General features: G+C 67.6%; 17 protein-coding genes. 12 read left to right on the top strand and 5 right to left on the bottom strand.

Annotated elements, in window-relative coordinates:
* Positions 1-14: 14 nt before the first annotated feature.
* From J5T34_RS19800 to J5T34_RS19790, 3 genes are all read left to right on the top strand, one after another.
* Complete coding sequence (locus J5T34_RS19800) at positions 15-1,490, top strand: NAD-dependent succinate-semialdehyde dehydrogenase (RefSeq protein WP_208582190.1); 1,476 nt, start codon at positions 15-17, stop codon at positions 1,488-1,490.
* 72 nt (positions 1,491-1,562) lie between these two features.
* On the top strand, positions 1,563-2,366 hold the full coding sequence (gene hpaI / locus J5T34_RS19795; RefSeq protein WP_208582188.1) for a 4-hydroxy-2-oxoheptanedioate aldolase: 804 nt from the start codon (positions 1,563-1,565) through the stop codon (positions 2,364-2,366).
* Between the two features lie 24 nt (positions 2,367-2,390).
* Positions 2,391-3,848 carry an FAD-binding oxidoreductase gene (locus J5T34_RS19790; RefSeq protein ID WP_208582185.1) on the top strand — a complete coding sequence of 486 codons (1,458 nt, stop codon included), beginning with the start codon at positions 2,391-2,393 and terminating at the stop codon, positions 3,846-3,848.
* 40 nt (positions 3,849-3,888) lie between these two features.
* On the opposite strand, the gene J5T34_RS19785 is transcribed toward J5T34_RS19790, so the two are convergent.
* The gene (locus J5T34_RS19785) at positions 3,889-4,626 is read right to left on the bottom strand and encodes a type 1 glutamine amidotransferase domain-containing protein (protein WP_208582183.1); all 738 of its coding nucleotides are present in this window, start codon (positions 4,624-4,626) and stop codon (positions 3,889-3,891) included.
* A gap of 466 nt (positions 4,627-5,092) precedes the next feature.
* Here J5T34_RS19785 and J5T34_RS19780 point away from each other — a divergent pair, with 466 nt between their 5' ends.
* The 8 genes from J5T34_RS19780 (at position 5,093) to J5T34_RS19745 (ending at position 14,694) form a co-directional block, all read left to right on the top strand.
* Positions 5,093-6,130, top strand: a complete 1,038-nt coding sequence (locus tag J5T34_RS19780) for a MurR/RpiR family transcriptional regulator (RefSeq protein ID WP_208582180.1) — start codon at positions 5,093-5,095, stop codon at positions 6,128-6,130.
* A gap of 49 nt (positions 6,131-6,179) precedes the next feature.
* The gene (locus J5T34_RS19775; protein ID WP_208582178.1) at positions 6,180-7,184 is read left to right on the top strand and encodes an isoaspartyl peptidase/L-asparaginase family protein; all 1,005 of its coding nucleotides are present in this window, start codon (positions 6,180-6,182) and stop codon (positions 7,182-7,184) included.
* Between the two features lie 31 nt (positions 7,185-7,215).
* On the top strand, positions 7,216-9,135 hold the full coding sequence (locus J5T34_RS19770; RefSeq protein WP_208582176.1) for a dipeptide ABC transporter ATP-binding protein: 1,920 nt from the start codon (positions 7,216-7,218) through the stop codon (positions 9,133-9,135).
* Positions 9,136-9,242: 107 nt separating this feature from the next.
* Entirely contained in the window at positions 9,243-10,799 is a 1,557-nt protein-coding gene (gsiB, locus tag J5T34_RS19765) for a glutathione ABC transporter substrate-binding protein GsiB (RefSeq protein WP_208582174.1), read from the top strand.
* 103 nt (positions 10,800-10,902) lie between these two features.
* Positions 10,903-11,823 carry a glutathione ABC transporter permease GsiC gene (gene gsiC, locus J5T34_RS19760; protein WP_174105379.1) on the top strand — a complete coding sequence of 307 codons (921 nt, stop codon included), beginning with the start codon at positions 10,903-10,905 and terminating at the stop codon, positions 11,821-11,823.
* Positions 11,824-11,831: 8 nt separating this feature from the next.
* The gene (gene gsiD / locus J5T34_RS19755; protein WP_208582172.1) at positions 11,832-12,746 is read left to right on the top strand and encodes a glutathione ABC transporter permease GsiD; all 915 of its coding nucleotides are present in this window, start codon (positions 11,832-11,834) and stop codon (positions 12,744-12,746) included.
* Between the two features lie 15 nt (positions 12,747-12,761).
* A complete protein-coding gene (locus J5T34_RS19750; protein WP_208582170.1) occupies positions 12,762-13,823 on the top strand; it encodes a P1 family peptidase in 1,062 nt (353 codons plus the stop codon).
* A gap of 40 nt (positions 13,824-13,863) precedes the next feature.
* On the top strand, positions 13,864-14,694 hold the full coding sequence (locus J5T34_RS19745) for a M55 family metallopeptidase (protein WP_208582168.1): 831 nt from the start codon (positions 13,864-13,866) through the stop codon (positions 14,692-14,694).
* 214 nt (positions 14,695-14,908) lie between these two features.
* Here J5T34_RS19745 and J5T34_RS19740 read toward each other — a convergent pair whose 3' ends face one another.
* Complete coding sequence (locus tag J5T34_RS19740; protein ID WP_208582166.1) at positions 14,909-16,513, bottom strand: alkaline phosphatase D family protein; 1,605 nt, start codon at positions 16,511-16,513, stop codon at positions 14,909-14,911.
* A 169-nt stretch (positions 16,514-16,682) separates the two neighbouring features.
* Here J5T34_RS19740 and J5T34_RS19735 point away from each other — a divergent pair, with 169 nt between their 5' ends.
* Positions 16,683-17,120, top strand: coding sequence for a PRC-barrel domain-containing protein (locus J5T34_RS19735; protein WP_208582164.1), 438 nt, complete (start codon positions 16,683-16,685; stop codon positions 17,118-17,120).
* Positions 17,121-17,237: 117 nt separating this feature from the next.
* Here J5T34_RS19735 and J5T34_RS19730 read toward each other — a convergent pair whose 3' ends face one another.
* The 3 genes from J5T34_RS19730 to J5T34_RS19720 are packed head-to-tail and all read right to left on the bottom strand — an operon-like array spanning position 17,238 to position 20,723.
* Positions 17,238-18,518: a CaiB/BaiF CoA transferase family protein gene (locus J5T34_RS19730; RefSeq protein WP_208582254.1), complete on the bottom strand. Its 1,281-nt coding sequence runs from the start codon at positions 18,516-18,518 to the stop codon at positions 17,238-17,240.
* 33 nt (positions 18,519-18,551) lie between these two features.
* Positions 18,552-19,529, bottom strand: a complete 978-nt coding sequence (locus J5T34_RS19725; RefSeq protein WP_208582162.1) for a Bug family tripartite tricarboxylate transporter substrate binding protein — start codon at positions 19,527-19,529, stop codon at positions 18,552-18,554.
* A gap of 39 nt (positions 19,530-19,568) precedes the next feature.
* Positions 19,569-20,723, bottom strand: a complete 1,155-nt coding sequence (locus J5T34_RS19720; RefSeq protein ID WP_208582160.1) for an acyl-CoA dehydrogenase family protein — start codon at positions 20,721-20,723, stop codon at positions 19,569-19,571.
* Positions 20,724-20,846 lie beyond the last annotated feature (123 nt).

The raw sequence follows: 20,846 nt of genomic DNA, 5'->3' as shown, positions 1-20,846 counted from the left end.
ACCTCCATCGCATCATGTCCCTGTCGCTTTCCGACGCCGCGCTGCTGCGCGGCCAGAACCTGATTGGCCCGCACTGGCTGCCCGCCGCAACCGGCCGCCGTCTCGATGTCACCAATCCCGCCGATGGATCGACGCTGACGCAAGTCGCGGACAGCGGCGCCGACGATGCGCGCCGCGCCGCCGATGCCGCGCACGCGGCGTGCGCCGACTGGAGCCGCCGCCCCGCGAAGGAACGCGCTCGGCTGCTGCAGCGCTGGCACGCGCTGATTCTCGAACACCAGGAAGACCTCGCCCGGATCATCTCGGCCGAGCAGGGCAAGCCGATGCACGAGAGCCGCGGCGAGGTGCAGTACGGCGCCGCGTATGTCGAGTGGTTTGCGGCCGAGGCGGTCCGCATCTGCGGCGACATCGTGGCCGAGGCCGTGCCGGGCCGCAAGCTGCTGGTGTTGAAGGAACCGGTCGGCGTGGTGGCGGCGATCACGCCGTGGAATTTCCCGCTGGCGATGATCGCGCGCAAGATCGCACCGGCGCTGGCGGCTGGCTGCACCGTGGTCGCCAAGCCTGCCGAGGACACACCGCTGACCGCGCTGGCGCTGGTCTATCTAGCCGAACTCGCCGGCATGCCGCCGGGTGTGCTGAACATCGTCACCGCCTCGCGCGAACGCACGCCCGAGGTGGTCGACGTCTGGCTCGCCGACAGCCGCGTGCGCAAGATCACCTTCACCGGCTCGACGCCGGTGGGCAAGCATTTGGCGCGCGAGTCCGCCCCCACGCTGAAGAAGCTGTCGCTGGAGCTGGGCGGCAACGCGCCCTTTATCGTGTTCGAGGACGCCGATCTCGACGCCGCGGTCGAGGGGCTGATGGCGTCGAAGTTCCGCAACGGCGGCCAGACCTGCGTCTGCCCGAACCGCATCTACGTGCACGAGGCCGTCCACGACGATTTCGTCGAACGGCTGGCGCGGCGCGTCGGTGCGCTGAAGGTGGGGCCGGCCAGCGAGGAGGGTTCGCAGATCGGCCCGATGATCAATGCGCGCGCGGTCGACAAGATCGCACGCCATGTCGAGGATGCGGTGGCCAAGGGCGCGCGCGTCGTGACCGGCGGCAAGCGCGTGCGTACGGAAGACGGTCCGCACTACTACGCGCCTACCGTGCTGATCGGCGCCACGCCGGAGATGGCATTGTCCTGCGAGGAAACCTTCGGCCCGGTGGCGCCGATCTTCCGCTTCGCGAGCGAGGCCGAGGTGATCGGGCACGCCAACGACACGCCTTTCGGTCTGGCAGCGTACTTCTATTCGAACGATGTGCGCCGCATCTGGCGCGTCGCACAGGCGCTGGAGACCGGCATCGTCGGCATCAACGAGGGCGCGATCGCCGCCGAGGCGGCGCCGTTCGGCGGCGTCAAGGAGTCCGGCTATGGCCGCGAGGGCTCGCGCCATGGGCTGGACGATTATCTGCATTTGAAGTATTTGTGCCAGGGGCAGCTGGACTGAGACCGACCGAAGCCGTATAAAGCCCAGTCGCCAAGTCCCATCGCACCCGCATCGCTTTTGACAGGACCCGCCATGCCCGCATCCAATCCCTTCAAGACCGCGCTGGCCGCCCGCCGGCCGCAAATCGGCCTGTGGCTGTCGATGGCCGAGCCGTATCTGGCCGAGGTCGCGGCCACCGCCGGCTTCGACTGGCTGCTGATCGACGGCGAACATGCGCCCAACGATGTGCGCAGCATCCTGGCGCAGCTGCAGGCGGTCTCCGCGTATCCGAGCGCGCCGGTCGTGCGCGCGGTGGCGGGAGACGTGCCGCTGATCAAGCAGCTGCTCGATATCGGCGCGACCACGCTGCTGGTGCCGATGGTCGATACCGCCGAGCAGGCGCGCATGCTGGTCAGCGCCACGCGCTATCCGCCGCAGGGCATCCGCGGCGTCGGCAGCGCGGTGGCGCGTGCCTCGCGCTGGAGCGGTCGTGCCGACTATCTCGATGTCGCCGATGACGAGGTCTGCCTGCTGGTGCAGGCCGAGACCGTGACCGCGCTGGCGAATCTGCAAGAGATCTGCGCGGTCGATGGCGTCGACGGCGTCTTTATCGGGCCGGCCGATCTGGCCGCGTCGATGGGGCATCGCGGCAATCCCGGCCACCCGGAGGTCCAGGCCGCGATCGAGAACGCGATGCGTACCATCGTCGCCAGCGGCAAGGCCGCGGGCACGCTGACATCCGATGCCGCGCTGGCCCGGCGCTATCTCGAACTGGGCTGCACCTTCGTCGCCACCGGCGTGGATGTGCTGCTGTTCGCCAAGGCCGCGCGCCAGCTGGCCGCGTCGTTCCGCGAACAAGGCGCCGTCCCCGCACAGCCGTCCTCCGCGGCCTACTGAACGCTTTCCCGATTTCTTCGCACCATGTCACTGGATAGTTCCGAACGCGACGCCACGCTGCGCGCCCTGCAAGCCATCGTCGGCGACAACGCCTGCCTCGTTGCCGACGCCGATACCGAGTCCTACGTCACCGACTACCGGCGCATCAGTCGCGGCAAGGCCAGCGTGGTGGTGCTGCCATCGAGCACCGAGCAGGTCAGCGCGGTAATGGCGTGGTGCCATGCGCACGACGTGCCCGTGGTGCCGCAGGGCGGCAATACCTCGCTGATGGGCGGCGCGGTGCCGGACACGCGCGGCGACGCCGTGGTACTGAACCTGCGCCGCATGAACCAGGTGCTGGCGATCGACACCGTCAACGACACGCTGACCGTGCAGGCCGGCGTGACGCTGGCCGCCGCACGCGCGGCGGCGGAAGAGGGCGGCCGGCTGTTCCCGCTGCGCATCGGCTCCGAAGGCTCGTGCCAGATCGGCGGCAACCTGTCGACCAACGCCGGCGGCACCGCGGTGCTGCGCTACGGCAATATGCGCGACCTGGTGCTCGGCATCGAGGCGGTGCTGCCCGACGGGCGCATCTACTCGTCGCTGCGCGGTCTGCGCAAGGACAACACCGGCTACGACCTGAAACACCTGTTCATCGGCGCCGAAGGGACGCTGGGCATCATCACCGCCGCGGTGCTCAAGCTGATGCCGCAGCCGCGCGCCAGCGCGGTGGCCTTTGTCGCGGTGGCCTCGCCGGACGCGGCCGTGCGCCTGCTGGGCGAGGCCAAGCGGCTGTCCGGCGGCGCCGTGACGGCGTTCGAGCTGATCTCCGGTCCGGCGCTCGATCTGGTGCTCGACTATCTGGGCAATGTCGCCGCGCCGCTGGCGCAGCGGCACGACTGGATGGTGCTGATGGAGTTGAGCTCGGGCGCGGACGCCGCCAGTCTCGAAGCGACGCTGCTGGAGATCCTCGAGAGCGGCTACGAACAGCAGCTGGTGCAGGACGCGGCGATCGCCGCCAGCGTCGCCGACGCCCAGACCTTCTGGCGCATCCGCGAGGAAATCTCGGACGCACAGACGCGTACCGGCGGCAGCATCAAGTGCGATGTCTCGGTGCCGTTGTCGCGCATTGCAGGCTTCATCGACGAGGCCTCGCGTCGCGTGCTGGAGCTGGTGCCCGATGCCCGCATGGTGATCTACGGCCATATGGGCGACGGCAACGTCCACTTCAATCCGCTGCGACCGAAGGACGCCGATGCGAAGACGTTCCTCGCGCAGTGGTACAAGCCGGTGTCCGATCTGGTCGATGGCCTCGCGCACGGTGAAGGCGGCTCGATCTCGGCCGAGCACGGCATCGGCGCGGTCAAGCGCGACGACCTGCGCCGCTACAAGTCGCAGGTCGAGCTGGAGCTGATGTGGCAGGTCAAGCGGGCGCTGGACCCGAAAAACCTGATGAATCCGGGCCGCGTCCTGCCGGCGATGGACGAGGGCGGCGCGGCCTGAGCGTTCGGCCTGCCGCCGGCCCGTAGTCTGCCAGCCGGGCTCAAGCGGGCTCGGCGGCGGGCTCGGACAGCCGCAGCGTGCGCAGCACCGCCTTGGCCACGCCATACGCGCTGCCCGGGTTCTGTCCGGTGATCAGGCGCCCATCCTCGACTACATAGGGCGCGAACGGCAGCATCGCCTTGCTGTATTGCGCGCCGCGCTTGCCGAGCTCCTGCTCGAGCCCGAACGGCACCGCGAAGTCGCGCTTGGCCATGATCTCCTCGTTCCACGAGAAGCCGGTCACGCGCTTGCCCTGCACCAGCAACTCACCGTTGCTCAGCCTGACGTCGAGCAGCCCGGCCGGACCGTGGCACACCGCCGCCACCACGCGACCCTGCTCGTACATCGCCGCGATCAGCCGCGCCAGCGACTCGCAGCCCGGGAAGTCGAACATCACGCCATGCCCGCCGGTCAGGTAGATGGCATCGAACTCGCCGGCATCGATCGCTGCGACATTGACCGACTCGTTCAACACATCCATGAAGATCCGGTCCTCATAGCGTTTGAAAACACTGCTGCGCATGCCGGCACTTCGTGCAAGTTCGGACAGCATCAGGCTCTCCGGATCGATCGGGATCTTGCCGCCCGAGGGCGACGCCAGCTGCAGCGTATGGCCGGCTTCCTCCGCCACATCCCAGAAGTGCGTGAGTTCGCTGAGCCACAGGCCGGTACGAAAGCCCACTTTTTGGTACTGGTCGACGTTGGTCGCGACCACCAGGATTCGGCGTTGCGATGACATGGGTGCCTCCTGCTTTTCGGGGGAATTTCGAAAGCTGCAAGAAGCGTTCCGACAATTGCCAATGCCATCACAGGCCTTGATCTCCAGCCCGTGGCGGAAATAGAAAAGGCGCCATCCAGATGGCGCCTTTGATCAAACAGATCCGGACACCACTTTCGACCCGCCTCGCGCGAGTACGGCTTGCGCCGCTGGGAAGCGCTCAATCTCATCCGGTCAGTCGCTTCGAACCGCGAACATAAACCGACAAGCTCTGCATGGCGAGACGCGGCGAAGCATAACTGCGGCTAGCGCCCGTAATCGTTAACTTTGGACGACGCAGGCGGCCCCGTCGCGAGGAAGCGCGCCTCAGTGTAAACCCTTGCTCTCGTAAACTCTATTTTCATGGCACGGCTATTGCGTGTAAATTTGTTTACATCGATAGCCGTTCGCCGGATGCACCAGTTTGCGTCCGGCCCACCGCAGAGCCATGAATGCTTCCCGTCCCGGCCCGGCTGCAAAGCCGGCCGTTTCCGCACCAGGCACCGCGCCAGACACCGCGCCCGACGCCACGGTTTCCCAACGCATCGCGAAGGCGTTTCCGTCGCTGACGCCGGCGCACCAGCGCATGGCGGACTACGTGCTGGCCAACCCGTTCCGCGCGGCGACGATGCGTATCGACGAGTTCGCGCAGGCGGTGCAGGTGTCGGTGGCGACGGCGAACCGCTTCGCGCATGCGCTGGGCTTCGACGGTTACCCGCAGTTCCGCGCCGAACTGGTGCGCGGGTTCGAGGCCACGCTGGCGCCAGTCGAGAAGCTGCGCACCGAACTGGAGCGCCCGGCCACCATCACGGAAATCATCGCCGCGTCGCTGGAGGAGAACGAGCGCAACCTGCAGGCAACCCGCCGCGCGCTCGATGCCGATGCGTGCGAGCGCGCGGTGACTGCGATCCTCGAAGCCGAGCATGTCTATGTGCTGGGCTTCGGCGCGAGCGGCTATCTGGCCGGCCTGTTGCAACATGGCCTGGACATGTACTGCCGCACGGTGATCACCGTCGCCGGCGTTGGCGGCGCGTCGACCGCGGCGCGGCAGCTGTTCAAGCTGACCCGCCGCGATCTGGTCATTCCGATTGCCTTTCCCCGCTATGTCTATGACAGCGTCGCGCTGACCGAACGCGCCCGCGCCCACGGCGCGCGGATCCTGGCGCTGACCGATGGACCGACCTCGCCGCTGGCGCCCTTTGCCGATATCGCGCTGTATGTCAGCGCCGGCCGCCAGCTCTCGCCCAACTCCGATGCGGCGGTGCTGGCGATGATCGAGGCGCTGTGCGGCGCGGTCGCGCACCGCGCCACCGGTTCGGTCAAGGCCGCCGCCGAGATGACCGAATTCGTGCTCCCGTGGCTGCATCACACCCATGCCGGCGGCGAGTCCAGCCGCACGGCCGCGGCCGGCGACACGCAGTCCAAGCTCCGTCCGGGGTCCGGCAAGGCGCCACGGCGCCGGCGGCCGGACACCGGCACCGAATAACGCTCCCGAGCCTCACCGAATTGCCTGCAGTGCGGGCGGACCAAGCACCATGAACGTAGAACGATCGACCTCCAAGCCCACCCCCGTGATCGCCATCCATGGCGGGGCCGGCACCATTACCCGCGCCGCGATGGACGCGGGCAAGGAAGCCCAGTACATCGCCGCGCTCGAACAGGCCTTGCACGCCGGGCAGCGTTTGCTGGCCGATGGCGCCAGCGCCGTCGATGCCGTGACCGAAGCGGTACGGCTGCTCGAGGACTGCCCGCTGTTCAATGCCGGCAAGGGCGCGGTGCTGACCAACGCCGGCACCTATGAGCTCGACGCCGCGGTGATGGACGGCGCCACGCGCGACGCCGGCGCGGTGGCCTGCGTCAAGCGGCTGCGCAACCCGGTGCTGGCGGCGCGCGCGGTGATGGAGCACAGCGAGCATGTGCTGTTCGCCGCCGAAGGCGCCGAAGCCTTTGCGCAGGCGCAAGGCTTGCCGCTGGTCGAGGCGGACTACTACTACACGCCGGAGCGCCACGCGCAATGGCAACGCGCCCGCGCGGGCAGCGGCATGGCCTTGCTGGATCACGATGCCGCCGCGCTGGCCGCCCGAGCCAACGCCGATGAAGCCGGTGCCGAGCCGCTCGATCCCGGCACCAAGTTCGGCACCGTCGGCGCGGTCGCGCTCGATCGCCACGGCCGGCTGGCCGCGGCCACCTCGACCGGCGGCATCACCAACAAGCAGCTCGGCCGCGTCGGCGATACGCCGGTGATCGGTGCCGGCTGCTATGCCGACGAACTGGTGGCGGTGTCGACCACCGGTACCGGCGAGATGTTCATCCGCGCGGTCGCCGCCTATGACATCTCGGCGCGCATGCGCTATGCCGGCAGCACGCTGGAAGCGGCGACGCATGCGGTCGTGATGCAGAGCCTGCCGGCGATCCAGGGTCGCGGCGGACTGGTCGCGATCGACGCGGCCGGCAACGTTGCGCTGCCGTTCAATACCGAAGGCATGTACCGCGGCCATGCCCGCGTCGGCGAGCCGGTCCACGTGGCGATCTACCGCTGACACCATGCCCGCAGGCTTCGAGGAACAGTCCATGGCCACACCGTCTTCCACCTCTTCCGCATCTTCCGCATCCAGCCTCGCGCTGCCGCCGCAGCGCGTCGTGTCCGTCAACGACCTGACGGTCCGCTTTGCCACCTCCGAGCGCACCGTCGAGGCCGTGCGCGGCCTGTCCTTCCATATCGACCGCGGCGAAACGCTGGCGGTGGTGGGCGAGTCCGGCTCCGGCAAGTCGGTGACCTCGCTGGCGCTGATGCGCCTGGTCGAACATGGCGGCGGACGCATCGCCAGCGGCAGCATGATGCTGCGCCGACGCGGCGGCGACGTGCTCGACCTCGCCAGCGCCGATGCCGGCACGATGCGCGGCATTCGCGGCGCCGATATCGCGATGATCTTCCAGGAGCCGATGACCTCGCTGAACCCGGTGTTCCCGGTCGGCGAGCAGATCGCGGAGTCGATTCGCCTGCATCAGAACAAGAGCCGGGCGGCGGCGCGTGCCGAAGCCCTGCGGATGCTGGAGCTGGTGCGCATTCCCGAGGCGCGGCGCGTGCTGGACCGCTATCCGCACCAGCTGTCCGGCGGCATGCGCCAGCGCGTGATGATCGCGATGGCGCTGTCGTGCCGGCCCGCGCTGCTGATCGCCGACGAGCCAACCACCGCGCTGGACGTCACCATCCAGGCCGAGATCCTGCAGCTGATCCGCAATCTGCAGGCCGAGATGCAGATGGGCGTGCTGTTCATCACGCACGATATGGGCGTGGTGGCCGAAATGGCCGACCGCGTGCTGGTGATGTATCGCGGCGAGAAGGTGGAGGAGGGCGAGGCGCCGACCGTGTTCGAGCGGCCCGCGCATCCCTACACGCGCGCACTGCTGTCGGCGGTGCCCAAGCTCGGCGCGATGGCAGGTACCGATCTGCCGGCCAAGTTTCCGCTGGTGCGGGTCGAGGGCGGCGATGGGCATGCGCGCGCCGATGTCGGCAGCGATACGCCGGCTGCGGCGACGCGTCCCGATGCCACGGCCCAGCCGATCCTGCGCGTGCGCGACCTCGTGACCCGTTTCGATGTCCCTGGCGGTCTGTTCGGCCGGCCGACGCGACGCGTGCATGCGGTCGAGCGCGTCAGCTTCGATCTGTATCCGGGCGAGACGCTGGCGCTGGTCGGCGAGTCGGGCTGCGGCAAATCGACCACCGGCCGTTCGCTGCTGCGCCTGGTCGAGAGCCAGAGCGGCACCATCGAGTTCGCCGGCCAGAACATCGGCGAGCTGTCGGGACCGGCGCTGCAGAGCCTGCGCCGCAATATCCAGTTCATCTTCCAGGACCCGTTCGCCTCGCTCGATCCGCGCGTGCCGGTCGGCTATTCGATCATGGAGCCGCTGCTGGTGCACAAGGTCGCGAGCGGCAAGGAGGCCGAGCAGCGTGTGGCCTGGCTGTTGGACAAGGTCGGCCTGTCGCCGGCCCATGCCGCGCGCTATCCGCACGAGTTTTCGGGCGGCCAGCGGCAGCGCATCTGCATCGCGCGCGCCCTGGCGCTGAATCCGAAGGTGGTGATCGCCGACGAATCGGTGTCGGCGCTGGACGTCTCGATCCAGGCGCAGATCGTCAACCTGATGCTCGACCTGCAGCGCGAGATGGGCATCGCCTTCCTGTTCATCTCGCACGATATGGCGGTGGTCGAACGCGTCAGCCACCGGGTCGCGGTGATGTATCTGGGGCAGATCGTCGAGATCGGCCCGCGCCGCGCGATCTTCGAGAATCCGCAGCATCCCTATACGAAGAAGCTGATGTCCGCGGTACCGGTGGCCGACCCCGCGCGTCGTCATCTGCGGCGCGAGCCTCGGACCGAGGAGCTTCCCAGCCCGATCCGCGCGATCGGCGACGAACCGGTGGTGCAGCCGCTGGTTGCGGTCGCGCCGGACCACTTCGTTGCCCGGCACGCTGTCGGCGGCGCTTATTAAGTCAACCCGGAGTCAACCCAGAGTCAACCCGGGCTGCAAGGCCGTCAAGAGCCGATCCAGCCCGATCCCCCTGTGCTACCTGTGCGTCTTACCAAGGAGAATCGACAATGATGCAAGCCAGTTTGTCCCGACGTGGCGCGGCGCGCCTGTTTGCCGGCGGCCTGCTGATGGCCGCGTTCGCGGCCGGACCGGCCTTCGCCGCCAAGGATGCGGTGATGGCGGTGGCCTCGACCTTCACCACGCTGGACCCCTACGACTCGAACGACACGCTGTCGCAGGCGGTATCGAAGACCTTCTACCAGGGCCTGTTCGGCCTGGACAAGGACATGAAGCTGGTCAACGTGCTGGCCGACAGCTACGACGTCAGCAAGGACGGGCTGGTCTACACGATCAAGGTCAAGAAGGGCGTCAAGTTCCACGACGGCACCAGCTTTGACGCCACGGCGGTCAAGGTCAATCTGGACCGCGTCACCGATCCGGCCAACAAGCTCAAGCGCTACACGCTGTTCAACCGCGTCGCGCGCACCGAGGTGGTCGACCCGACCACGGTCAAGATCACGCTGAAGGAGCCGTTCTCGCCGTTCATCAACGTGCTGGCACATCCGTCGGCGGTGATGATCTCGCCGACCGCGCTGAAGAAGTACGGCAAGGACATCGCCTTCCATCCGGTCGGCACCGGTCCCTTCGAATTCGTCGAGTGGAAGCAGCCCGACCATCTGCGCGGCAAGAAATTTGCCGGCTACTGGAAAACCGGTCTGCCCAAGATCGACACCATCACGTGGAAGCCGGTGGTCGACAACAACAGCCGCTCGGCCATCATGCAGACCGGCGAGGCCGATTTTGCGTTCAGCATCCCGTTCGAGCAGGCTGCGGTACTGAAGGCCAGCCCGAAGGTCGATCTGATCGCGGCGCCCTCGATCATTCAGCGCTATCTGTCGCTGAACACGATGGTCAAGCCGTTCAACGACCCCAAGGTGCGCCAGGCGATCAACTACGCGATCAACAAGCAGGCGCTGGCCAAGGTGGCCTTCGCCGGCTATGCGGTGCCGGCCGAGGGCGTGGTGCCGCCGGGCGTCGATTTCGCGGAGAAGCTGGGCCCGTGGCCGTACGATCCGGCCAAGGCGCGCGCGCTGCTGAAGGAGGCCGGTTATCCGAACGGCTTCGAAACCACGCTGTGGTCGGCCTATAACCATACCACCGCGCAGAAGGTGATCCAGTTCGTGCAGCAGCAACTGCAACAGGTCGGCATCAAGGCCTCGGTGCAGGCGCTCGAGGCCGGCCAGCGCGTGGAGAAGGTCGAGAGCGTACCCAAGCCCGAGGACGCCGGCGTGCGCATCTACTACGTGGGCTGGTCGTCGTCGACCGGCGAGTCGGACTGGGCGCTGCGTCCGCTGCTGGCGTCGGAGTCGATGCCGCCGAAGCTGCTGAACACCGCCTACTACAAGAACGATCAGGTCGATGCCGATATCGCCGGCGCACTGCGCACCACAGATCGCAACGAGAAGGCCCGGCTGTACAAGGACGCGCAGCAGCGCATCTGGAACGACGCGCCGTGGGCCTTCCTGGTGACCGAGCAGGTGCTGTATGCCCGCAGCAAGCGGCTGAGCGGCGCCCATGTGATGCCGGACGGCTCGTTCGAGTTCGAGAACATCGATATCAAGTAAGCGTCGCACCCGCGATCGGTTTTTTCCGCTGATCCTGGTCGTCCCCGTGTTCGCGGGGACGACCGAATCGGCGGGGAAAACAAACCGCGGGTTGGGAGTCGTCATGTTGAATTACTTTCTGAAGCGCGTGCTGGGCGTAGTGCCGACGATGCTGATCGTCGCGGTGCTGGTCTTCCTGTTCGTGCATCTGCTGCCCGGCGATCCGGCGCGGCTGGCCGCGGGGCCCGAGGCCGATGCCGCCACCGTCGAACTGGTGCGCAAGGATCTGGGCCTGGACAAGCCGCTGCACCAGCAGTTCGTCACCTTCTTCGGCAACGCGCTGCAAGGGGAATTCGGTACCTCGCTGCGCACCAAGCGTCCGGTCAGCGAGGAGATCGGCGATCGCTTCTTTCCGACGCTGTGGCTGACCGTCGCCTCGATGCTGTGGGCCGTGGTGTTCGGCATGCTGATCGGCATCGGCTCCGCGGTCTGGCGCAATCGCTGGCCCGACCGGATCGGCATGACGCTGGCGGTGTCGGGCATTTCGTTCCCGGCCTTCGCGCTCGGCATGCTGCTGATGGAGATCTTCTCGGTCCAGCTCGGCTGGCTGCCGTCGATCGGCGCGGAAAGCTGGAAGCACTACATCCTGCCGTCGCTGACGCTCGGCGCCGCGGTGGCGGCGGTGATGGCGCGCTTTACGCGGGCCTCGTTCGTCGAGGTGCTGCAGGAAGATTACGTGCGCACGGCGCGTGCCAAGGGTGTGCGCGAGTCGCTGGTGGTCGCCAAGCACTGCCTGCGCAACGCGATGATCCCGGTCGTCACGATGATGGGCCTGCAATTCGGCTTTCTGCTGGGCGGCTCGATCGTCGTCGAGAAGGTGTTCAACTGGCCGGGCCTGGGCCGGCTTCTGGTCGACGCCGTCGAGATGCGCGACTACCCGGTGATCCAGGCCGAGGTGCTGCTGTTCTCGCTCGAATTCATCCTGATCAATCTGGTGGTGGATCTGCTGTACACGGTGATCAACCCCACCATCCGCTACAAGTGAGGCCGTCCATGACCGAGCTATCGACCGTGGCCAACGAGGCCGCCGTGCCGAACGCAGCGGCGCAGGCCGAGCCCGTCCGCACGCCGTGGAGCGAGTTCTGGCGCAAGTTCCGCCGCCAGCATCTGGCGCTGGCCGCCGGCGTGTTCGTGATCCTGCTGGTGATCGTCGCGGTGCTGTCGCCGCAGCTGGTGCCCTACGATCCCGAGAACTACTTCGACTATGACGCGCTGAACGCCGGGCCGTCGGCGGCGCACTGGTTCGGCGTCGATTCGCTGGGCCGCGACATCTTCAGCCGCATCCTGGCCGGCACGCGCATCTCGCTGGCGGCCGGCTTCTTCTCGGTGATCGTCGGCGCGATCGTCGGCACGCTGCTGGGTCTGCTGGCCGGCTATTACGAGGGCTGGTGGGACCGGATCGTGATGCGGATTTCCGACGTGCTGTTCGCGTTTCCGGGCATCCTGCTGGCGATCGGCATCGTTGCCATCCTGGGCAACGGCATGGTCAACGTGGTGTTCGCGGTGGCGATCTTCAGCATCCCGGCGTTCGCGCGGCTGGTGCGCGGCAACACGCTGATGCTCAAGCGCCTGACCTATATCGAGGCCGCGCGCAGCATCGGTGCGTCCGACTGGACCATCCTGATGCGGCATATCCTGCCGGGCACGATCTCGTCGATCGTCGTCTATTTCTCGATGCGGATCGGCACCTCGATCATCACCGCCGCCAGCCTGTCCTTCCTGGGGCTGGGCGCGCAGCCGCCGACGCCGGAGTGGGGCGCGATGCTGAACGAAGCGCGCGCCGACATGGTGACCGCACCGCATGTGGCGATCTTCCCCAGCCTGGCGATCTTCCTGACCGTGCTCGCGTTCAACCTGCTCGGCGACGGGCTGCGCGACGCGCTCGATCCGAAGATCGATCGCCGCTAGCGAGAGACTATCGCAATGCCGCAACCATCCTCTGTCGCGCCAGGCGTGCCGCCGCATATTGGCGATCTGCCGGCTGGCGCGCGCAATGCGATCACCGATGTACCTGGCGTGCGCGTGGGCCATTGCACGCTGGCCGATGGCGCGGTGCAGACCGGCGTCACCGTGGTGCTGCCGCACGCCGGTGATCCGTATCTGGACAAGGTGCCTGCCGCGGCCGCGGTGCTGAACGGCTTCGGCAAGAGCATCGGGCTGGTGCAGGTCGACGAACTCGGTGTACTCGAAACCCCGATTGCGCTGACCAACACCTTCTCGGTCGGCGCGGTGGCACAGGCGCAGATCCGGCAGGCCGTCGCCGTGCATGCCGAGATCGGGCGCAGCTGGCCCACGGTCAATCCGCTGGTATTCGAATGCAATGACGGCTATCTGAACGATATCCAGGCGATGGCCGTTGGCGAAGCGCACTATCTGCAAGCCTGCGCCGCTGCGGACGCCGAGGTTGCACAAGGTTCGGTCGGGGCCGGACGCGGGATGTCGGCGTTCGGCGCCAAGGGCGGCATTGGCACGGCGTCGCGTGTTGCGGGCCCGCACCGCGTGGGCGCGCTGGTGCTGGCCAACTACGGCACGCCGTCGATGCTGACGGTCGCGGGCAGGCGAGTCGGCCCGCAGTTGGCACAACGCCTGGCAGCGGCCGCTCCACCGGACACCGCGCCGGAGAAAGGCTCGATCATCATGATCGTCGCCACCGACGCGCCGCTCGATTCCCGCCAGCTGGGACGTCTGGCGCGGCGCGCCGGAGCGGGGCTGGCGCGCACCGGCTCGGTCTACGGCCACGGCTCCGGCGATATCGTGCTGGCGTTCAGTACGGCCTATACCGTGCCGCACGAAGCGGGCACGCCGATGCCGGCGGTCGCGATGGTCCACGAGACCGCGCTCGATCCGCTGTTCCATGCCGCGGCCGACAGCGTCGAGCAGGCCATCCTGCATGCGCTGTGGTACGCCGAGACCGTCAGCGGCCGCGACGGACACTGCCGCCAATCCTTGCTGGCAGTGATGCCTGAACTGAAGTCCGCCGGTTGAACCACCTACGCCGTCGATCCGTTCGGCGTGCGCCATTCCCATGAAGATCCTGATCTCCACCGATATCGAGGGCGTCGCCGGCGTCTTCCATCCCGAACAGACGCGTCCGGGCAACGGCGAGTACGAGCGTGCCCGCGTCTGGATGACCCGCGAGGCCGACGCCGCCGCGCGTGGCGCCTTCGCGGCGGGTGCCGAGGCCGTCTTGGTCAACGACTCGCATGGCGGCTTCCGCAATCTGCTGCCCGATCTGCTGGACCCGCGCGTGCGCCTCGTGCTCGGCAAGCCCCGCTACGCCGGCATGATGAGCGGCATCGAACAGGGCTGCGATGGCGTACTGATGATCGGCTATCACGGCCGTGCGCAGGGACGCGGCATTCTCGCGCATACAATCAACAGCGGCGCGTTTGCCAGCGTGAGCGTCAACGGCATCGAGCTGGGCGAAGCGGGACTGTATGCCGCGCTCGCCGGCGAGGCCGGTGTGCCGGTGCTGATGGCGAGCGGCGACGATGTGTTCGTCGAGGAGACGTCGGCGCTGTTGCCGTGGGTGCGTTATGTCGCCACCAAGAGCGCGCAGGGGCAGGGCACCGGCGACTCGATGACGCCGGCCGCGGCGGGCGAAGCCATCGCCGCGGCAGCCGAAGCCGCGGTCCGCTCGCTGCAGACCGATCCGACCGCGGTGCAGCCCTTCACCATTCCGGGCCCCGTGACGTGCCAATTGCGGACGCTGACGCCTGCGCATGCCGACCTGTTCTGCCAATGGCCCGCGCTGCAGCGGCGGGACGGTGTCACGCTGTGCTTCGATGCCGCCAGCGTGTCCGACGCTGTGCGCATGCTGAACTGCCTGTCGGCGATGTCGTTCATGTTGCGCTAGCGGCGAAAACGTCCGACCGCCGAAGATCCGGGCGCGTGTTTTCTCCCCTCTCCCGCTTGCGGGAGAGGGGCGGGGGAGAGGGCAGGCAGCGGTCGTTATGCAGCCATCGCAAGAAAAAACCACCTCCCTCTCCCCGACCCTCTCCCCCATGAGGGGGCGAGCGAGAACACAAGCGGCGAGATCAGCTGCCAAGGCCTTGCCAATCGCAACGGCCTCAAGCCACCGGCAACGTCTTGCTGAACACGCTGACCCCATCCAGATCGCGCAGATCCACGGTCAGCGCCTTCGTCGCCGGATCGATATTGACCTCGCCGAAGAACTGGAAGCCCGAATACGGCGACAGGTTCGCCTGGCCGGCAGGCGGCGCCTTCTGGAAGACCAGTTGCGGGCCGAAGGTGGCGTCGAGCTGATTGGGGCCGAAGGTGCCGGCGTTCAGCGGGCCGGCGACGAATTCCCAGAACGGCGAGAAGTCGGTGAACTGGGCCTGCGATGGATCGTAGTAGTGCGCGGCGCAATAGTGCACGTCGGCGGTCAGCCAGACCACATTGGGCACGCCCTTGATCGCGCGCAGCAGGCGCGCGGTCTCCAGCTCGCGGCCCATGGCGGCGCCGTCGTTGCCGTTGGCGATCGCTTCCCAGCGCGCATTGCCGGCCGCGTCCTTGCCGTCCGGTACCCACAAACCGATCGGCATGTCGGCGGCGATGATCTTCCAGGTCGCCTGCGATTGCTTCACGCCGTTGACCAGCCATTCGATCTGCTCGTTGCCGAGGAAGACGGTGTCGCCGTTCTCGGTGGTCTGCAGGTTGGCTGTATTGCCGCCGCGATAGGTGCGCATGTCCAGCACGAACACGTCGAGCAGCGGGCCGTACGAGACCTTGCGATAGAGCGTCTGCTCCGCCGCGGTACTGCCGATGCGCATCGGCGCGTACTCGCGGAAGGCCTGCGTGGCGCGCGCGACCAGCGTGGCGATGTTCTTCTCGGTGTAGCGCGCATCGGCGCTCAGGTCCTTGGTCGGCGACCAGTTGTTGGTGACCTCGTGGTCGTCCCATTGCCAGATCTGCGGCACCTCGGCCGAGAAGCGGCGCACGTTCTCGTCCATCAGGTTGTAGCGATAACGGCCGCGGTATTCGTCCAGCGTTTCGGCAACCTTGGAGACCTCGGGCGTCACCAGGTTCTTCCAGACGCGGCCGTTCTCCGCGGTGGCCTCGGCCAGGATCGGGCCGTCGGCATAGATCGTGTCACCGCTATGCAGGAAGAAGTCCGGCTCGCGGCGGCGCATCGCCTCGAAGATCTTCATGCCGCCGAATTCCGTATTGATGCCCCAGCCCTGGCCGGCGACGTCGCCACCCCAGACGAAGCGCACGGGGCGGTTGGCGTCGGTGCGCGGGATCGTGCGGAACTGGCCCGGCACCACCACGCCCGTCGCGCGCGGGTTGTCGATGCTGTCGTAGGCGACGCGCAGGAAGATCGATTCGCCGGCCGGCAGCCCCGACAGCTCCACGCGGCCCGTGAAATCGGATGCGGCGCTGACGGTGGGACCGAGCACCTTGCGCGGATTGCGGAAGCTGTCGGTGGTGTCGTACTCCACGCGCAGCTGCGCGGGACGGTCGGCGCGTGCCCAGACCACCGCGCGCCCGCCGCCCACATCGCCGATCTGGATGCCGTACGGCAGTTTGGGCCGTTCGCTGTCGGGCACGATGACCGCCGGCGCCTCGGGCGAGTCGTCGGAGCCGCAGGCGGTCAGGCCGAGGCTGGTGCCAAGGCCGAGCGCGCCGGTGTGGATCAGGAAACGTCGACGGGGGTAGGGGGTTCGGGTCATGTCCTGCCTTTTGCCTTTCAAGGTGTGGGGGAGGGAAAGGCAGGACCTTAGCGGGCGATTGCGAAAAAATGATGAAAGGCGGCGCCGGCCGGGGGCAGGCCCGCCGCACCGGGATGGCATGGTCGTTGCGAAACACCAGTTCCTGCAAACCACCATCAAGGAGACGGCGATGAATCCCTCGCAACCCGGCACGGATCAGGGCGGTGCCAATATCGTAGGGTCTGGGGTCGGCGAAGGCCCGGGGCCGGAAGTGATGGCGGCCTCGAGCCTCGAAGACACCAAGGTCTATTCGTCGGACGGCGAGCACGTGGGCGAGATCAGCGAGATCATGCTCGACGTGCCCCGCGGCCGCATTGCCTATGCCGTGCTGACCACCGGCGGCTTTCTCGGCATCGGCGACACGCTGCACGCGATCCCGTGGAATGCGCTGGTCATGGATACCGACCAGAAATGCTTCCGCCTCGGCATCACCGCCGATCGGATCAAGGCGGCGCCCGGCTTCAACAAGGACCAATGGCCACGCATGGCGGACCCGCAATGGGGGACGCAGCTGCACCAGTACTACGAACGCGAGCCGTATTGGGTGTCCGGCAGCGGCACGCTGTGATATCGACGACGCGCGCGCATCGATGCCAGGCGGGCGCGTCGTTCTTACAGCGGCATGTAATTCCGCAATGGCGAACGAGGCGGTAGGCGCAAAGCGCCGAGTCGCACGCGGATCCTGCTAGATCACGCCCTGGTCGCGCAACGCGGCCAGCTGGCCGGCGTCGATGCCCAGTTCGGCATAGAACGACGCATTGTGTTCGCCCACCGCCGGACCGCTGTGCGGCGGCGGTGGCCGGTATCCGGAGAAGCGCGGCACCACGCAGGGCGCCGGCACGCTGCCCAGATCCGCATCGGGCAGCCGCACGATGGCCTCGCGCGCGGCGAAATGCGGGTCCTGCGCAACGTCGGCAATCGTGAAGATCTTGCTGAACGGAATTTCGCCTGCGGCCAAAGCCGCGCTGACCGTCGCGTAATCGTGCGCGGCGAACCAGTCGGCCAGGATCGCGTCGAGCCGTTCGATATGGCGAACGCGCAGCGGATTGGTGGCAAAGCAGGGATCGTCGGCCAGTTCCGGGCGCCCGATGGCGGCGCATAGCCGCCGGAAAATCGGATCGGACGACGCCACCAGCGAAATCCATTGACCATCGGCGGTGGCATACATGTTCGACGGCGCGGTATAGCCGGCGCGATTGCCGGCACGGCCGCGAACCTGGCCCAATTGCTCGTGCTCGACCGGCAGGGCCTCCAGCAGCCGGAACAGCGCTTCGGTGGCCGACAGATCGATTTCGCGTCCTCGCAGCGGCGCGTCGTCCTGCTGGTGAAGGCCGCGACTCGCGCCGCCACGCCGCTCGGCCACCGCCGCGGAGATCGCAAAGGCGCCGAACAGCCCTGCCACCATGTCGCCGACCGGATAGTTCATATGCAGCGGCGATCCGCCCGCCTCGCCGGCCAGATTGGTGAAGCCGCTCATCGCCTCGAAGATGCGGGCGAAGCCGGCGCGCCGGGCGTAAGGGCCGGTCTGGCCGAAGCCCGTCAGCCGCAGCACGATCAGACCCGGGCAGGCCGCCTGCAAGGTCTCGAAGTCCAGCCCCCAGCGATCGAGCGTGCCGGTGCGGAAGTTTTCCACCAGGACGTCGAACTGCGGCAGCATCCGCAAAAACAATGCGCGGCCTTCCGGCTTGCGCACGTCGAGCGTGATGCCGCGTTTGCCGCGGTTGGTCACCTTCCAGAACAGCGGCAGGCCGTCCTTGACCGGCGCCAATCCGCGCAAGGGATCGCTGCCGTCGGGCAGTTCGAGCTTGACGACGTCGGCGCCCATATCGGCGCACAGCGTGCTGGCGAATGGCGCGGCAAGGACGGTCGCCATGTCGAGGATGCGCACGCCGGACAGCGGGCCGTGCTTGCGCTCGGGCGGATGGGACGGATTGGCGCAGGAGGGCGATTCGGGGCGCGGCGGCATCATGGGTGTTCGGTTTCCTGTCAGCGGGTGGCTTCAATCGAGGCGCGTGCCGGTCGCCTTCACCTGCGCCGCCCACCAGGCCGTCTCGCTGCGAATCTGCGCCGCAAAGGCTTCCGGGCTGTTGCCGACCGGTTCCGCGCCCAGTTCGATCACGCGCTTGCGCATCTCCGGCGTGGCGAGAATGCGGGCGCAGGCCTCATGCAGCCTGGCAATGACGGGCTTGGGCGTGCCGGCCGGCGCCATCAGGCCCTTCCACGCGGTGACCTGATAGCCCTTGACGCCGGCTTCTTCGAAGGTCGGCACCTCGGGCAGCGCGGCGGCGCGCTTGTCGCTGGCGACGGCGATCGGGCGCAGCTTGCCGGCTTGCACCTGTGCCAGCAGCGCCGGCATGTTGTCGATCATCAGATCGATATGCCCGGCCATCAGGTCCGCCACCGCCGGACCGCTGCCCTTGTACGGGACATGCTGCATCTGCAGGCCCGCGGTGCGGTTCAGCAGCTCGCCGCCGAGATGCGCGACGGTGCCGTTGCCCGGCGAGCCGAACGACAGCCTGCCCGGATGGCTGCGTGCATAGGCGACGAACTCCGCCAGCGTGCGCACCGGCAACTGCGCCTTCACGGCCATCAGATTGTGCTCCCGTGCCAGCACCGTGACGGGCGCCAGATCGCGCGCCGGATCGAACGGCATCTTGCTGTACAGACTCGGATTGATCACGGTCGGCCCGGCAGCGGCCAGCAGCAGCGTGTAGCCATCGGGTGCGGCGCGCGCGACGTTCTCGCCCGCGATATTGCCGCCGGCGCCCGGCTTGTTCTCGACCACCACCACCTGGCCGAGCTCGGTCTTCAGGCGGTCGGCGAGCAGGCGCGCCAGGATATCGGACGAACCGCCCGGCGCGAACGGCACCACCAGCCGGATCGGCTTGCTGGGGTAGGGGGCATCGGCGCGGGCCGCGCCGCTCGGCGTGGCGGCGCCGACCGCCAGCGCGAGCGCGGCGACAAGGGTCTTGAACATGCTGTCTCCTGTTGTGTTTTATCGGCTGCGGCGCGGGGATCAGGCGCCGGCCTGCGCCAGCGTGCGCCTGGCGATATTGAGTTGATGGATCTGGCTGGTGCCCTCGTACAGCCGGAACAGGCGCACGTCCCGATAGAAGCGCTCGATGCCGTAGTCGGCGATATAGCCGTAGCCGCCGAACATCTGCACGCAACGGTCGGCGACCCGTCCGCACATCTCCGAGGCGAAGTACTTGCAGATCGAGGCCTGCATCGTCACGTCCTCGCCGCGGTCCCGCTGGCGCGCGGTCTCCAGCACCAGCGCACGCGCCGCGTGGATATCGGTCTGGCAGTCGGCGATCATCGCCTGCACCAGCTGGAAGCTGGACAACGGCTCCCCGAACTGCTTGCGCGTGCTGACGAAGCGGATCGCATCGTCGAGCATGCGGATCGCCGGGCCGATGCACAGCGCCGACAGATGGATGCGCTGCTTGTTCAGCACCTTCATCGCCGTGCGAAAGCCCTGACCTTCGATACCGCCAATCAGATTGGCGGCAGGGACGCGGCAATCGTCGAAATGGACCTCCGATACCGGCGAGCCCTCCTGGCCCATCTTGCGATAGGCCGGTCCCGTGCTCAGGCCCGGCGTGCCGCGCTCGACCAGAAAGGCCGAGATGCCCGACGCACCGGTGGTTTCGGGATCGGTGCGGGCCATCACGGTAAACAGTCCGGCGATGGGCGCATTGGTGATGAAGCATTTGGTGCCGTTGATCACGTAGTGGTCGCCGTCGCGGCGCGCCGAGGTGGTCAACGCCGTCGCATCCGATCCGGCCTCAGGCTCGGTCAGCGCGAACGAGCCGGTGATCTCGCCGCTGGCAAGGCGCGGCAGATAGCGCTGCTTCTGCTCGGGCGTGCCGTCGGCGACCAGCGCCTCCGAGCCGATGCCGGTATTGGTGCCGACGCGCGCCCGGAAGGCCACCGAGCATTGCGACAGCTCGATTGCCGCCAGAACCAGTTCCTCGGTCGTCATGCCCGCGCCGCCATAGGCCTCCGGAATCGAAAACCCGAACAGCCCGAAGTCGGCCATTTCCTTGACCAGGTCGGCCGGCACCTCGTCGCGCGATGCCACTTCGGCTTCGCGCGGTACCAGGCGTTGCTGCACGAAGCGGCGCAATTGCGCGAGAAAGGCGGGGTAGGTGTCGGGGTCACGGATCATCGCGATAGCTTCCTCTTTCGGTTGGCGGCGGGCCGGGGGCCATACCGGCGGGCCCGTATCGGGTGGAAGGCAGCCTAGCAATCCAGCGGCAAATAGCGGCTCGCTGTTTTGCCATCTTTAACA

The organism is Cupriavidus gilardii (assembly GCF_017598945.1).
In the GTDB taxonomy this organism is placed as follows: Bacteria; Pseudomonadota; Gammaproteobacteria; order Burkholderiales; family Burkholderiaceae; genus Cupriavidus; species Cupriavidus gilardii_E.
The sequence above is the reverse complement of the archived record's forward strand: the minus strand, read 5'-3'. Positions and strand labels throughout refer to the sequence as shown.

Excerpts from the sequence above, each read along its gene's own strand:
- J5T34_RS19800 (WP_208582190.1), top strand. The coding sequence starts at position 15 with ATGTCCCTGTCGCTTTCCGACGCCGCGCTGCTGCGCGGCCAGAACCTG.
- hpaI (WP_208582188.1), top strand. The coding sequence starts at position 1,563 with ATGCCCGCATCCAATCCCTTCAAGACCGCGCTGGCCGCCCGCCGGCCG.
- J5T34_RS19790 (WP_208582185.1), top strand. The coding sequence starts at position 2,391 with ATGTCACTGGATAGTTCCGAACGCGACGCCACGCTGCGCGCCCTGCAA.
- J5T34_RS19785 (WP_208582183.1), bottom strand. The coding sequence starts at position 4,626 with ATGTCATCGCAACGCCGAATCCTGGTGGTCGCGACCAACGTCGACCAG.
- J5T34_RS19780 (WP_208582180.1), top strand. The coding sequence starts at position 5,093 with ATGAATGCTTCCCGTCCCGGCCCGGCTGCAAAGCCGGCCGTTTCCGCA.
- J5T34_RS19775 (WP_208582178.1), top strand. The coding sequence starts at position 6,180 with ATGAACGTAGAACGATCGACCTCCAAGCCCACCCCCGTGATCGCCATC.
- J5T34_RS19770 (WP_208582176.1), top strand. The coding sequence starts at position 7,216 with ATGGCCACACCGTCTTCCACCTCTTCCGCATCTTCCGCATCCAGCCTC.
- gsiB (WP_208582174.1), top strand. The coding sequence starts at position 9,243 with ATGATGCAAGCCAGTTTGTCCCGACGTGGCGCGGCGCGCCTGTTTGCC.
- gsiC (WP_174105379.1), top strand. The coding sequence starts at position 10,903 with ATGTTGAATTACTTTCTGAAGCGCGTGCTGGGCGTAGTGCCGACGATG.
- gsiD (WP_208582172.1), top strand. The coding sequence starts at position 11,832 with ATGACCGAGCTATCGACCGTGGCCAACGAGGCCGCCGTGCCGAACGCA.
- J5T34_RS19750 (WP_208582170.1), top strand. The coding sequence starts at position 12,762 with ATGCCGCAACCATCCTCTGTCGCGCCAGGCGTGCCGCCGCATATTGGC.
- J5T34_RS19745 (WP_208582168.1), top strand. The coding sequence starts at position 13,864 with ATGAAGATCCTGATCTCCACCGATATCGAGGGCGTCGCCGGCGTCTTC.
- J5T34_RS19740 (WP_208582166.1), bottom strand. The coding sequence starts at position 16,513 with ATGACCCGAACCCCCTACCCCCGTCGACGTTTCCTGATCCACACCGGC.
- J5T34_RS19735 (WP_208582164.1), top strand. The coding sequence starts at position 16,683 with ATGAATCCCTCGCAACCCGGCACGGATCAGGGCGGTGCCAATATCGTA.
- J5T34_RS19730 (WP_208582254.1), bottom strand. The coding sequence starts at position 18,518 with ATGCCGCCGCGCCCCGAATCGCCCTCCTGCGCCAATCCGTCCCATCCG.
- J5T34_RS19725 (WP_208582162.1), bottom strand. The coding sequence starts at position 19,529 with ATGTTCAAGACCCTTGTCGCCGCGCTCGCGCTGGCGGTCGGCGCCGCC.
- J5T34_RS19720 (WP_208582160.1), bottom strand. The coding sequence starts at position 20,723 with ATGATCCGTGACCCCGACACCTACCCCGCCTTTCTCGCGCAATTGCGC.